Raw genomic sequence first — 13,094 nt, 5'->3', positions numbered from 1 at the left:
TAACCTACAGTTATATAGTTGCTTTCTCTTTCAATATTTCTACAGCAGGTAGTTTCTTACCTTCAAGAAACTCTAAAAATGCTCCACCAGCAGTTGATATATAAGACACTTTATCTTTAATATCAAATTTCTCAATCGCTGCGATAGTATCACCACCACCTGCAACAGAGAAAGCATCTGATTCAGCTATCGCTAATGATAGAGCTTTTGTACCTTCTGCAAAATTATCAAATTCAAACACTCCTACAGGACCATTCCATAGAATAGTGTTAGCAGATTTTAAAAGCTCTGCAATATTTCTTTCAGACTTCGGACCTATATCTAGTATCATTTCATCATCAGCAACATCAGCAACATCTTTAACTACTGCAACAGCATTTTCGCTAAACTCTTTGGCAACTCTTACATCTACCGGTACAGGTATGTTTACACCAAACTCTTTCGCTTTTGCCAAGATATCTTTAGCTTCACCAACTAGATCCTCTTCATATAGTGAATTACCAATATTAAATCCTTCAGCTTTTATGAAAGTGTTTGCAATACCTCCACCAACAATAAGAATCTCAACCTTATCAAGAAGATTGTGTAAAACAGATAACTTTGTTGAAACTTTAGATCCACCAACTATAGCAGCCATTGGTTTCTTAGGAGCCTTCAAAGCTTTTTCTAGTGCTTTGATTTCATTAGCCAAAAGTAGACCGGCACACGCTACAGGCACATACTTAGCTACTCCATAAGTCGATGCTTGAGCTCTATGAGCTGTAGCAAATGCATCCATAACAAACACATCACCAAGACTTGCTATTTTTTTTGATAGCTCATCGTCAGACTTTTTCTCACCTTTATTGAAACGTACATTATCGCACATAACAATTTCACCAGCTTTAGCATCAACACCATTTAGCCAATCTTTAGCAAATCTAACTGGTTTATTGATGATTTGGGATAATGCTTCAGCAACAGGTTCAAGTGAAAACTGAGAGTCATACTCGCCTTCTGTAGGGCGACCAAGATGTGACATTAAAATCACTGATCCACCTTGATCTAAAATATACTGAATAGTTGGAATAGCTGCCTCTATTCTGACTTTGCTTGTAACCTTGCCATCTTTGACAGGCACATTAAAGTCAACACGAACTAAGACTTTCTTGTTCTTAAGATCAACATCTTTTAATGTTAGAAAACTCATTTATACCACCTATAAGTGTTTACAGAGCTCCAAAGTACTCTACTACTCTTACCATTTGATTTGTATATGACATTTCATTGTCATACCAAGATACAACTTTAACTAGAGACTTATCTCCAAGTGAAGTAACTTTAGATTGAGTTGCATCAAATAATGATCCTTCAGAGATTCCTATGATATCACTAGATACTAACTCTTCTTCTGTATAGCCAAAAGATTCATTAGCAGCAGCTTTCATAGCAGCATTTACATCTTCAGCTGTTACACTCTTAGACACTACAGCAACTAATTCTGTTAATGACCCTGTAGGGACAGGAACACGTTGAGCAGCACCATCTAACTTACCTGCAAGATCAGGAATTACTAAACCAATAGCTTTAGCAGCACCAGTTGAGTTAGGTACAATATTTACAGCTGCAGCTCTTGCACGACGGAAATCATTTTTAGCATGAGGCGCGTCTAAAGTATTTTGGTCACCAGTGTAAGCATGAATAGTTGTCATAAATCCACTTTCAATTGTTGCCAAATCATGAAGACCTTTAGCCATAGGTGCTAAACAGTTAGTTGTACAAGAAGCAGCTGAGATAATTTTCTCATCTGCAGTTAATATATCATGGTTAACACCAAAAACTACTGTTGGCAAATCATTACCAGCAGGAGCTGAAATAACTACTTTTTTAGCACCAGCATCAATATGAGCTTGTGATTTTGCTTTTGATACATAAAAACCTGTACATTCTAATACTAGATCTACTTTCAATTCACCCCAAGGCAAATTAGCTGCATCTTTTTCAGCATATATTTTAATTTCTTTACCATCTACAACAATAGCATCATCTTTTGCAGTTGTAACAGCTGCTTTTGAAAATCTACCTTGAGCGGAATCATATTTTAATAAATGTGCTAACATTTTTGGATTTGTTAAATCATTGATCGCAACAATCTCTATACCAGCCTTGTCAAACATTTGACGAAAAGCTAAACGACCAATTCTACCGAAACCATTAATTGCAACTCTCATTTTAATCTCCTTAAGATATTATCTTTCGAAAGTTTATTACACATATTTAGCAACTATGTTGCTGATATTTTCTACAGTAAAACCGAAATGCTTAAATAAATCCTCAGCTGGCGCGGACTCACCGAAACTATAAATCCCTTTTACTTCACCACCAGCTTTAGGCATATACTTATACCATCCATCAGGCTGAGCCATCTCAACAAAAATCGCTGGAATATCATCTCTTATTACTGATTTTTTATACTCTTGAGTTTGAGTATCGAAAACGTCGACACATGGAATAGAAGCAACATTAACCTCCACCCCTTTGTCTTGATATTTTTTTGCTACTTTAATAGCTAACTCGACTTCTGAGCCAGTAGCTACAATAGTTAGTCTAGCATCGTTATTATTTCTGACTAAATATCCGCCTTTCACAATATCAGAAACTTGTTCTTTAGTCTGAACCACAGGCTCTAAACCTTGACGCGTTAGTACCATAACACTTGGAGTCTCATTAGACTTAACCGCTTCATTCCAAGCAACCATTGTTTCAATGGTATCTGCTGGTCTCCAAACATTTAAGTTTGGTATCAATCTTAAACTAGGAACGTGCTCAATAGGTTGATGAGTAGGACCATCTTCCCCTAACCCAATTGAATCATGTGACATCACATGCACAACAGGCTGTTTCATAAGAGCAGACATTCTAATAGCATTTCTAGAATAATCACTAAATACTAAGAATGTACCTCCGTATGGCTTTAAACCACCATATAAACTTAGACCGTTCATAATAGCAGCCATACCAAACTCTCTCACCCCATAAGAAAGATAGTTAGCTCCTTTATCAGTATTGTTCAGCCAAATTGACCCACTCCAATTAGTGTTATTTGATCCTGTTAAATCTGCTGAACCACCAAACATTTCTGGCATATTCTTACACAACACTTCTAAAGCCATCTGAGATGCTTTACGCGTAGCCACTTTTACAGGATTCGCTAATTGTGAAGCAATATATTGATTAACTTCTTGCTCAAGATTTGCAGGTAACTGTTTTTTCAATACTCTATCAAATTCTTCAAACTTAGGATTACTCTTATATAAATCCAATTGTTTCTGCCAATTTGCTTCTAAAGCTTGTCCTTTTTCTTTAGCATCCCAGAATTTGTATACATCATTAGGAATTTCAAAAGGAGCATAATTCCAATCAAGCTCTTTTGCAGCAGAGGTTCTTTCTTGCTCACTCAAAGGTGAGCCGTGTACAGAAGCAGTACCAGCCTTTTCTGGAGAGCCAAACCCAATAATCGTTTTACAACAAATCAAAGTTGGTTTGCTTTGTTCAGATTGTGCTTTAGCTATAGCTTTTTCAATAGCCTCAAAATTATGACCATCTACATCCTCAATCACATTCCAGCCGTAGGCTTTGAATCTCTCAACTGTATTATCAGTAAACCAACCTTTTGTATCCCCATCTATAGAAATACTATTATCATCCCAAAATGCTATTAGTTTATTTAGGCCTAAGGTACCAGCTAATGAGCAAGCTTCATGAGATACACCCTCCATTAGACACCCATCCCCTAAAAACACATAGGTATGATGATCTATTACTTTCAAGTCAGATGTATTGTATCTATCTGATAATAGTTTTTCTCCTAGTGCCATACCAACAGCATTAGCCACACCTTGCCCCAACGGTCCAGTTGTAGTCTCTACACCAGGCGCATAACCATATTCAGGATGTCCTGGAGTTTTAGAATGAAGCTGTCTAAAGTTTTTAATATCGTCTATATTCAAATCATAACCACTAAGATGCAGTAAAGAATATAAAAGCATAGAACCATGACCATTTGAAAGTACAAATCTATCACGATTCGTCCAGTTTGGATTTTGAGGATTGTGTTTAAGAAATTTGGTCCACAAAACTGTAGCGATATCCGCCATACCCATTGGCATACCAGGATGTCCTGACTTGGCTTTAAGTGTTGCATCGATAGATAGAAATCTTATAGCATTTGAAAATTCTCTAGGGATAGATAAAGACATTATTACTTGATCCTTTTACTGTATTGTCAATTTAAAAAAATATAACTAGTAAGATGATACAGTAGAGACTTTCATAAAACAAGAAATGTATATAGAATAGTATAACAATACGACAATGAAAATATAATGTATGAAAGGCAAACATAGCCAGGTAAATTATGGCATATATGCAAAGCAAAAAAGAGACTTAGAAAATATCAATATTGCTGTAGAAAATTTAAGCAACATTTCTAAACTTATAGCTAATACAACACACATATTTAACTGTTCATTCTCTTTTTTTGAAGAAAAAAATCATGCGTGCATTAAATATCACATAGACGGCTCACTTAAACTAATTTGCCAAGAATCACTCGAGCAATTTGACTACCCTATCTCCGTGTCAAACAGCATAATAATCACTGAGGATGATAGACTCGTACAAGACAGCTTACATGAACCGTTCATCTGTGAAAGCGCAATAATAGATTTACAAGATATTATCAAAGAAGAAATACTTTTAGAACTACCCATGGCGCCAAAAAAAGACTCTAGCTCTTGTAAAAAGACAAAAAAACATTCATACTATAGCGAGCAAGAAATTGTTACCGAAGAAAAAGTGAATCCTTTTGAGGTTCTCAAAAAGCTTAAGTAACACAGAATTTAAAATTAAATAAAAGAGGTTATCTAAAAATGGCTGTACAACAAAACAAAAAGAGCAGATCAAAAAGAGACATGAGAAGGTCTCACGATTCTTTAACAACTCCAACTCTATCTACTGATAAGTCTACAGGTGAACTGCACTTAAGACATCACGTTTCGCCAAATGGCTTTTATAAAGGTAAAAAAGTAGTAGATACAAAATCTGAAGACTAATATCATTCCAGTCAACCTTTAGAATCATCTCACACTATTACTTATGCCTTGGTTAGTGAGTATTTAGAAATATATCAATTAGCGACATAGGAAGTTTTATTTATTATGGGTTACAAAATATCTATAGATGCAATGGGTGGAGATAATGGTCTAAACACCACTATCCCAGCAGCTCTTGAAGCAGTTAAGAAAGACTCTAACTTACAAATAGTATTAGTCGGAGACCACCACAAGGTGAAAAGAGCTTTAGACAGATATTCAAAAGTCAAAAAAATAAAACTGCCAGTTTTACAAAGAATTGCCATTCATCATGCTAGCGAAACTGTCGGTATGGATGAGTCTCCATCAATTGCGGTAAGAAAGAAAAAAGATTCTTCAATGCGTGTAGCAATAAACCTTGTTAAAGATGGTACAGTGGGTGCATGTGTGAGTGCTGGTAATACAGGCGCATTAATGGCAACCTCCAAATTTGTCTTAAAAACTGTGAACGGTGTAGATCGCCCTGCTATAGTATATGCACTTCCAGCATTTAATAGAGAGACCAAACAGCTCAGCAAAACTTATATGTTAGACTTAGGTGCGAACGTGGTTTGCTCTTCTGAACAGCTTTTCCAATTCGCAATCATGGGCTCAATACTTGCTGCCAGCTCAAAAGGCTTAGCTGAACCCAGAGTATCTCTGCTAAATATTGGTGAAGAAGAGATGAAAGGCTTAGATAACATCAAAAATGCTTCAAAACTTTTACAGAGTTGTGATTTTATCAATTATCAAGGATATATTGAAGGAAAACATATTTTTGATGATAGTACAGATGTAATTGTATGTGATGGCTTTGTCGGCAATGTTTCCCTTAAAACAATGGAAGGTAGCTTAAGACTTATAGAATCATTAATTAAAAAATCGATTACAGAAACATCGCTACTTATGAAAATACCTGTAATCATGTCTCTACCTTTATTCAAAAAGATGAAAAAAGGAATGAACCTAGATAGTTTTAATGGCGCGTCATTATTAGGTTTAACGGGTATTGTCGTTAAAAGTCATGGTAGTGCAAGTGCTAATGCATTTGAAACTGCCATTTATGAAGCAATCAAAGAAATCAAACACAATATACCAAAAACAATTCAAGAATCATTAGAAAAAGTTCTTTAATCACATTCAATCATGATACAATATTTCAAGATAGTAGGCTTTCTTTGGATTGCTTGCAATAATAGTTTTTGTTACTAATCTAACTAAATAGGTATGACTATATAATGTTTTCGCAAATACTTGGTACAGGAAGTTACTTACCTGAAAAAATCTTAACCAATGAAGATATAAGTAAATTTGTTGATACTTCGGACGAATGGATTAAACAAAGAGTTGGTATAGAGAGACGCCATTGTGCAAATGAAAAAGAAACTACAAGTTTCATGGCAACTAAAGCTGCTGAAAAAGCTTTAGAGTCTGCTGAGATTAATGCTAATGACATCGATATGATAATAGTAGCAACGAGCACACCAGATTTTATTATGCCATCGACAGCATCAATGGTACACCAAAACTTAAAGATTGATCATTTTAACGTTAGATGTTTCGATATATCTGCAGCTTGCAGCGGGTTTGTATACGCACTTGACATAGCAAAACAATATGTAGAAACAGGAACATCAAAAAACATCCTAGTAATTGGCGCTGAGAAAATGACTCGTGTTCTTGACTGGAGTGACCGCTCTACCTGTGTACTTTTTGGTGATGGTGCTGGTGCTGTTGTTATCTCAACTAGTCATGAGAAGAAGATTTTATCATCTTTACTTTATACTGATGGTTCATGTCTAGATATGCTAAATGTGCCTAACAACCTTCCAACATCGAGGGGAGAAGCAATAAACATAGACCCATACTTAATCATGGAAGGAAATAAAGTTTTTAAATTTGCTGTTTCAAGACTTTCATCTCTTGCTGATGATTTAATTAAAGAAGCAGGGATACAGTCTAATGAAATTGACTGGTTAGTACCACATCAAGCAAACTATAGAATATTAAATTCAACTGCTAAGAAAATAGATATGCCTATGTCAAAAGTAGTTACAACACTTCAAGATCATGGTAATACATCGGCAGCATCAATACCTTTAGCACTAGACCATGCAGTCAGAACAAACCAAATTAAACCTGGCGAGACCATCATCTCAGAAGCATTTGGAGCTGGATTTGTCTGGGGTGGATTTATTGCAAAAATTTAATCTTTTTTTGAAAGTTACTTCAATATCATAAAGGAGAATTATTATGTCAAAAATAGCTGTGGTTTTCCCAGGTCAAGGCTCACAAAAACTAGGGATGCTTCAAGATTATTATGAAAAATTTGAAACGTTCAGAAGCATTATTGACGAAGCTAAAACACATTTAGGCTACGATCTATGGAATATCATCCAGAATGATGAGTCAACACTAAACAAAACTGAGTTTACTCAGCCAGCATTACTAGCTACAAGTTATGCTATATACAGAGTATTGAAAGAGCAAAATCCAGAACTCAAAGTAGAATATTTTGCTGGACACAGCCTAGGAGAGTACACTGCCCTTCTAGCAGCTGAATGCATCTCATATAAAGATGCCCTGCAGTTAGTATCAACTCGCGGAAAACTAATGCAAAATGCAGTAACTGATAAAGAATGTGCGATGAGTGCAGTCCTAGGACTATCAAATGAAGATGTTATAAGTAGCTGTGAAGAAGCTGCTGATGCTGGAGTTGTTGAAGCAGCTAATTTCAACTCAACTGGTCAGGTCGTAATATCTGGTGAAAAAGCTGCTGTTGAAAAAGCGAATATAATTGCAAAAGAAAAAGGTGCTAAAAGAGCACAAATTCTTGCTGTAAGCGTACCATCACACTGCTCACTTATGAAAAATGCTGCTGATAAGTTTGAGTCAGAGCTTGATAATGTAGAATTTAAAGAACCCACTACTGCTATAGTACAAAACTATGATGCAACATCACATGCAACTCCAACAGAGATAAAATCAGCCGTTGTTAAACAACTCTACAAGCCTGTACTTTGGACTCAATCAATAGAAGAGTTAGTTAAACTTGGCGTTACTGAAGTTATTGAATGCGGACCTAATAAAGTCTTGTCAGGACTAATAAAAAGAATCGATAAGTCATTAACTATCAAAGACACTAATAATGTTGATAGTTTAGAAAATATTTAAAAGGAGATTAACAATGTCTTTAAATGGTAAGATTGCTCTAGTTACGGGAGCTAGTAGAGGTATTGGTTTTGAAGTTGCTCAAGCACTAGCGACTAGAGGAGCTATGGTAATAGGCACAGCCACTAGCCAAGGCTCTGCAGAAAAGTTTGAAAATGAAATGAAAAACAAGGGTTTTCAAGCTAGAGGCCTAGTTTTAAATATCTCTGATATTGAGAGCATCAAAAACTTCTTTGCTGAAGTAAAAGCTGAAAAACTAGTTATAGATATACTAGTTAATAATGCAGGTATAACTAGAGATAATCTAATGATGAGAATGTCAGAGGATGAGTGGGAAGCAGTAATCAACACAAATTTAAGCTCAATTTTCCGCATGTCAAAAGAATGCGTCCGAGGCATGATGAAAAAAAGATGGGGTAGAATCATCTCAATTGGCTCTGTAGTAGGCTCAGCTGGTAACCCTGGACAAACAAACTATTGTGCTGCTAAAGCAGGTGTTATTGGTTTTTCAAAGTCATTAGCTTATGAAGTTGCTACACGCAATATCACAGTAAACGTTGTTGCACCTGGCTTTATCGCAACTGATATGACAGATAAGCTAACAGATGAACAAAAATCATTCATTTCAACTAAAATACCATCAGGTCAAATGGGTGAACCAAAAGATATCGCAACAACTGTTGCTTTCTTAGCTTCTGATGATGCAAAATACATAACAGGACAAACTATCCACGTAAATGGTGGGATGTATATGGCTTAAATTTTGCAAAGTTATTGCAAAACTGATTAAAAAATAATATCATTGGATTTGAATAGTAATTTTAATTTTTTCAAAACAAAAATAAGAAGGAAAAAAACATGAGCGCAAATGAAGTATATGCTAAAGTAAACTCTATTATCGTTGAGCAACTAGGTGTTAAAGAAGAAGATCTTAAACCAGAAGCTTCTTTCATCGATGACTTAGGTGCTGACTCTTTAGATACAGTTGAACTTGTAATGGCTCTGGAAGAAGAATTCGATACTGAAATTCCAGATGAAGATGCTGAGAAAATCAGAACTGTTAAAGATGTTTACGATTATATCGACTCTAAAGTAAACTAATCAAAATTAATCTCCAAGTCCGTACGATATATTCGTACTTTTTTCTAAATGAATATAAACAGGTTAATTTAAATTATGAAATCTAATCGTAGAGTAGTTGTTACTGGCCTTGGTATGGTAACACCTTTAGGAAATGATGTCCCTACAACTTGGGCTAATATTTTGGCTGGTAAGAGTGGTGTAGAAACATTAACCGGTTTCGATACACCTGCTCCAGATATTAGCGAATTTAAAGTTAGGTTTGCAGCAAGGATTAAGAACTTTGATGTAAATGCACTTGTAGGCAAGAAAGATGCCAAAAGAGTAGATCCTTTCTGCTACTATGGTATTGCTGCTGCTAATGAAGCTTTAAAAGATGCTGGTATTGATAAGGTATCTGAAGAAGATTCATATAAGTTTGGTGTTTGTGTCAGTTCTGGTATTGGTGGTATCGAAACATTAGAGACTACTAAATCTGTAATAGATACAAAAGGACCTTCTAAAATATCACCATTCTGTATTCCATCGTCTATTGTTAATATGCTATCTGGCATTATTTCAATAAATCATGGTTTACGTGGACCTAATGTTCCTATAGTTACAGCTTGTACAACTGGTACTCACAACATCGGTATGGCTGCAAGATTAATTGCTAGCGGTGATGCAGATGCTATGCTTGCTGGTGGTTCTGAGAAGGCTAGTAACGCTATAGGTATGGGTGGATTCGCTGCAGCTAGAGCATTATCAACTCGTAATGATGATCCTCAAGGTGCTTCTAGACCTTGGGATAGAGATAGAGATGGTTTTGTTCTAGGTGATGGTGCTGGTGTTGTTGTACTCGAAGAGTATGAAAAGGCTAAAGCACGTGGAGCTAAGATATATGCTGAAGTACTTGGCTTTGGTATGTCTGCTGATGGCTATCACATGACTATGCCATATGCTCCAGGACAAGAGAGATGTATACAAAACGCTTTGGCAGATGCTGGTCTTGAAAATGATCCTGATGCTATTGACTATGTAAATGCTCATGGCACCTCTACTCCTCTAGGCGACGTACAAGAATCTCAAGTTGCAGAAAAAATAATTGGTCAGTATAGAAAAGATCTTGTAATGAGCTCTACGAAGTCTATGACTGGACACTTGTTAGGTGCTGCCGGTGCAATTGAGTCAATATTCAGTGTACTATCGATAAAAGATCAAGTAGCTCCTCCTACAATTAACCTTCAGAACCTAGACGATGGTTGTAATTTAGATTATGCTGCTAATGCTGCTAAGAAAATGAAGATTGATTATGTACTTAATAACTCTTTTGGGTTCGGTGGTACAAATGGATCAGTTATTTTCAAAAAAGTTTAATTTAGAAGTTTCTGATTCCATATTATCATAAAGCCACATTTGTGGCTTTTTTTATTTATAAGGAAAATATCATGCAAATCCATATTATAGATTTGAAATATATCGTTAATGAAAATCAGGTAGCAAATATTAGGCCTCAACATAGAGAGTTTTTAGATATTGGATATGACAAAGGCATCCTTCTAGCTTCAGGACCCAAATCAGATAAGACTGGAGGTGTTATACTAGCTAAAGGCAGCATTGAGGAAATTAAAAAATTTATTAAAAATGATCCTTTTTATGTTAATAAAATCGCCGAGTATAACTTTAGTACTTTTGATGCTGTCAAGCATATAAAAGAATTAGCTAAGCAATAAAAGTACCATACATCATTTCCCTCTTTTTACCGAACCCTGTATCTTTCTTAACTTCAAAACCATATTTCTGAAGTAATTTTCTAATTTTTGATGCTGATGTAAAAGTTGCAAAGCTAGTTTGTTTTTTAGATACTTTTGCCATATCTACAAAAAATGATTCATCCCAAATACTACTATTTTTTGCAGGTGAAAATCCATCAAGAAACCAGGCATCTATTGTATCTAAATCATAAGTACCAATGTATTTTGCGTCATCAATAATCAATTTTAGAATTATATTATTAAATTTAAGTATATTTAACCCAGGTTTGGGGTCATAAGTACTCAAAAGTTTTTCATGCCCTGCTATACCATTTAGTGCTATAAATATCTCTTTTAAATCACATCGTGAAATAGGATATTTCTCAAATGAGATATATTCTAATTTAGCATTATTGGGAGCTAAGTTTTCCCAGAGATTCATAGTTAGAATAAAATTTAACCCACTACCAAAACCTGTTTCACAGATTCTAAAGATTTGATGATTCGTTAAATTCTTAAATCTATTCTCTAAATGATTATGCTCTAAATAGTTATATGTACTTTCACCAATGCCTGATGTACTAGAAAAATAAAAATCATCAAACAATTCTGATTTTGGAGTGTCATCTTGCCATATTATTTTTGTATACATATCTTAATTACTTTTAAATAAAGTCTGCTATCAATTAACAAGACTCCTATCTTGCTAAAAGCAACTACTTGTGCAAAAATAACCATTCTATATCTTCACAATATAAAATCAACATGGAAAGTGGAATAAATAATTCATCATCATTCAAGAATAAACTACTAATAACTTTTATATGTTACCTTTGTTACTTTTATACTGCCAATGTCGTTCTAGTAACAGGGGCTGTCATGAAACCCCTATCTGAATATTTTAATAATAGTAATATTGGCTTTGCATTCACATTTATCAACGTAGCAATGTGGTTTGCTATATTGATTATTGGTATTTTGATGAATAGATTCTCAATAAAACTATTATTAATAGCAGCTGTGGCTATTGGTGTAGTTTCATCACTAGTTACTGCTATTGCTCCATCAATGTTTACTCTTAAGGTGTTGCTAACTTGTGTAGGTATAACAGGTGGGCTATTTATGGCAATAGCAAGCTACATGATTGTACATATCTATAACGATCATAAGATTAGAGCAATGAATGTTATTTTTACAGATTTCTTCTTTAGTTTTGGTGGAGCTCTGATTCCAATTTTTGCAGCCTACCTGATCACACAAAATTTTCAATGGTATACCATTTATTCAATACTACAAATAACTGCTGTCATAATTTTGCTTCTAGTTATCTTTTCTGATTTCACAATACTAAACAGACATAAGACTGAAAGCGATGTTAAAACAAACCTAAGCTTTTCATCATGGAGTTTAAGTTTATACTGTATAGCTTTTGCTGCATTCTTGTTTCTACTAGCTCAATTAACTATGACTAGCTATGCTCAATCTTATTTCCAAGAAATATTAGGATGGGGTACTATTGATGCAAACAAACCTCTTTCATATTTCTGGACAGCTCAATGTGTCGGATTGTTTATAAGCCCACTTATAACAAGATTCGTACCTTTAAAATATATTCTACCAACATTTATGCTAGTTGGATTGGTAGCATTATCATGCATATTATATATCCCTGATATGAGCACAGTAATAAAAGCGGCTATAATATTTGGTTTATTTAATTGTTATATATATGCTGGTTTACTTGCTTATGGAACTTTCCAAATGGAAAATGCTCCTCCAACACTTATTACAACAATTCTTTTATTTGGTACAACAGGTACGGCTCTATCTACAACTACAGGCGCCTTTATAAACAAATATTTTGGACTCACTAGTGTGATGCATGCTGTAGTGATCTTTTATATAATATCTTTCATACTTGTAATCCTTGCTGTTTTATTCTCAAAAGAACAAAAAAATGCCTAAATGCAACTGCATTAACTATAAGTTTTTCTAATAA

At 34.8% G+C, this 13,094-nt stretch carries 14 protein-coding genes; 10 read left to right on the top strand and 4 right to left on the bottom strand.

Annotation, left to right across the window (positions count from 1 at the left end):
* Positions 1–10: 10 nt before the first annotated feature.
* The 3 genes from F3D59_RS08805 to tkt are packed head-to-tail and all read right to left on the bottom strand — an operon-like array spanning position 11 to position 4,238.
* Positions 11–1,189 carry a phosphoglycerate kinase gene (locus F3D59_RS08805; protein WP_150464583.1) on the bottom strand — a complete coding sequence of 393 codons (1,179 nt, stop codon included), beginning with the start codon at positions 1,187–1,189 and terminating at the stop codon, positions 11–13.
* Between the two features lie 19 nt (positions 1,190–1,208).
* Positions 1,209–2,210: a type I glyceraldehyde-3-phosphate dehydrogenase gene (gap, locus tag F3D59_RS08800; RefSeq protein ID WP_150464582.1), complete on the bottom strand. Its 1,002-nt coding sequence runs from the start codon at positions 2,208–2,210 to the stop codon at positions 1,209–1,211.
* Positions 2,211–2,246: 36 nt separating this feature from the next.
* Entirely contained in the window at positions 2,247–4,238 is a 1,992-nt protein-coding gene (tkt, locus tag F3D59_RS08795) for a transketolase (protein ID WP_150464581.1), read from the bottom strand.
* Positions 4,239–4,368: 130 nt separating this feature from the next.
* On the opposite strand from tkt, the gene F3D59_RS08790 reads away from it, so the two are divergent.
* The 9 genes from F3D59_RS08790 to F3D59_RS08750 all read left to right on the top strand — a co-directional run bounded on the left by F3D59_RS08790 (position 4,369) and on the right by F3D59_RS08750 (position 11,074).
* Positions 4,369–4,872 carry a YceD family protein gene (locus F3D59_RS08790; RefSeq protein ID WP_150464580.1) on the top strand — a complete coding sequence of 168 codons (504 nt, stop codon included), beginning with the start codon at positions 4,369–4,371 and terminating at the stop codon, positions 4,870–4,872.
* Between the two features lie 38 nt (positions 4,873–4,910).
* The gene (rpmF, locus tag F3D59_RS08785; protein WP_013922754.1) at positions 4,911–5,093 is read left to right on the top strand and encodes a 50S ribosomal protein L32; all 183 of its coding nucleotides are present in this window, start codon (positions 4,911–4,913) and stop codon (positions 5,091–5,093) included.
* A gap of 105 nt (positions 5,094–5,198) precedes the next feature.
* The gene (gene plsX, locus F3D59_RS08780) at positions 5,199–6,245 is read left to right on the top strand and encodes a phosphate acyltransferase PlsX (protein ID WP_150464579.1); all 1,047 of its coding nucleotides are present in this window, start codon (positions 5,199–5,201) and stop codon (positions 6,243–6,245) included.
* A gap of 104 nt (positions 6,246–6,349) precedes the next feature.
* Entirely contained in the window at positions 6,350–7,321 is a 972-nt protein-coding gene (locus tag F3D59_RS08775; RefSeq protein ID WP_146420611.1) for a beta-ketoacyl-ACP synthase III, read from the top strand.
* Between the two features lie 43 nt (positions 7,322–7,364).
* Positions 7,365–8,285, top strand: a complete 921-nt coding sequence (fabD, locus tag F3D59_RS08770; RefSeq protein ID WP_150464578.1) for an ACP S-malonyltransferase — start codon at positions 7,365–7,367, stop codon at positions 8,283–8,285.
* 13 nt (positions 8,286–8,298) lie between these two features.
* Entirely contained in the window at positions 8,299–9,042 is a 744-nt protein-coding gene (gene fabG / locus F3D59_RS08765; RefSeq protein ID WP_149368562.1) for a 3-oxoacyl-ACP reductase FabG, read from the top strand.
* A gap of 98 nt (positions 9,043–9,140) precedes the next feature.
* Complete coding sequence (gene acpP, locus F3D59_RS08760; RefSeq protein WP_004287370.1) at positions 9,141–9,383, top strand: acyl carrier protein; 243 nt, start codon at positions 9,141–9,143, stop codon at positions 9,381–9,383.
* A 75-nt stretch (positions 9,384–9,458) separates the two neighbouring features.
* Positions 9,459–10,718 (top strand): beta-ketoacyl-ACP synthase II, encoded by a 1,260-nt coding sequence (gene fabF / locus F3D59_RS08755; RefSeq protein WP_149368563.1) that lies wholly within the window; start codon positions 9,459–9,461, stop codon positions 10,716–10,718.
* Positions 10,719–10,789: 71 nt separating this feature from the next.
* Complete coding sequence (locus F3D59_RS08750) at positions 10,790–11,074, top strand: YciI family protein (protein ID WP_150464577.1); 285 nt, start codon at positions 10,790–10,792, stop codon at positions 11,072–11,074.
* Here the strand turns inward: F3D59_RS08750 and mnmD are convergent.
* Positions 11,064–11,747, bottom strand: a complete 684-nt coding sequence (mnmD, locus tag F3D59_RS08745) for a tRNA (5-methylaminomethyl-2-thiouridine)(34)-methyltransferase MnmD (protein ID WP_150464576.1) — start codon at positions 11,745–11,747, stop codon at positions 11,064–11,066. The two genes, F3D59_RS08750 and mnmD, sit on opposite strands and share 11 nt — an antisense overlap.
* Positions 11,748–11,860: 113 nt before the next feature.
* Between mnmD and tsgA the strand changes: the two genes are divergently transcribed.
* Positions 11,861–13,060: an MFS transporter TsgA gene (tsgA, locus tag F3D59_RS08740; protein ID WP_150464575.1), complete on the top strand. Its 1,200-nt coding sequence runs from the start codon at positions 11,861–11,863 to the stop codon at positions 13,058–13,060.
* Positions 13,061–13,094: the final 34 nt, after the last annotated feature.

Origin of the sequence: Francisella sp. XLW-1, from assembly GCF_008711455.1 — a bacterium.
Lineage (GTDB): Bacteria > Pseudomonadota > Gammaproteobacteria > Francisellales > Francisellaceae > Francisella > Francisella salimarina.
The sequence above is the reverse complement of the archived record's forward strand: the minus strand, read 5'-3'. Positions and strand labels throughout refer to the sequence as shown.

What these genes read in the sequence shown, in the direction of transcription:
- F3D59_RS08805 (WP_150464583.1), bottom strand. Translation starts at nt 1,189, where the DNA reads ATGAGTTTTCTAACATTAAAAGATGTTGATCTTAAGAACAAGAAAGTC.
- gap (WP_150464582.1), bottom strand. Translation starts at nt 2,210, where the DNA reads ATGAGAGTTGCAATTAATGGTTTCGGTAGAATTGGTCGTTTAGCTTTT.
- tkt (WP_150464581.1), bottom strand. Translation starts at nt 4,238, where the DNA reads ATGTCTTTATCTATCCCTAGAGAATTTTCAAATGCTATAAGATTTCTA.
- F3D59_RS08790 (WP_150464580.1), top strand. Translation starts at nt 4,369, where the DNA reads ATGAAAGGCAAACATAGCCAGGTAAATTATGGCATATATGCAAAGCAA.
- rpmF (WP_013922754.1), top strand. Translation starts at nt 4,911, where the DNA reads ATGGCTGTACAACAAAACAAAAAGAGCAGATCAAAAAGAGACATGAGA.
- plsX (WP_150464579.1), top strand. Translation starts at nt 5,199, where the DNA reads ATGGGTTACAAAATATCTATAGATGCAATGGGTGGAGATAATGGTCTA.
- F3D59_RS08775 (WP_146420611.1), top strand. Translation starts at nt 6,350, where the DNA reads ATGTTTTCGCAAATACTTGGTACAGGAAGTTACTTACCTGAAAAAATC.
- fabD (WP_150464578.1), top strand. Translation starts at nt 7,365, where the DNA reads ATGTCAAAAATAGCTGTGGTTTTCCCAGGTCAAGGCTCACAAAAACTA.
- fabG (WP_149368562.1), top strand. Translation starts at nt 8,299, where the DNA reads ATGTCTTTAAATGGTAAGATTGCTCTAGTTACGGGAGCTAGTAGAGGT.
- acpP (WP_004287370.1), top strand. Translation starts at nt 9,141, where the DNA reads ATGAGCGCAAATGAAGTATATGCTAAAGTAAACTCTATTATCGTTGAG.
- fabF (WP_149368563.1), top strand. Translation starts at nt 9,459, where the DNA reads ATGAAATCTAATCGTAGAGTAGTTGTTACTGGCCTTGGTATGGTAACA.
- F3D59_RS08750 (WP_150464577.1), top strand. Translation starts at nt 10,790, where the DNA reads ATGCAAATCCATATTATAGATTTGAAATATATCGTTAATGAAAATCAG.
- mnmD (WP_150464576.1), bottom strand. Translation starts at nt 11,747, where the DNA reads ATGTATACAAAAATAATATGGCAAGATGACACTCCAAAATCAGAATTG.
- tsgA (WP_150464575.1), top strand. Translation starts at nt 11,861, where the DNA reads ATGGAAAGTGGAATAAATAATTCATCATCATTCAAGAATAAACTACTA.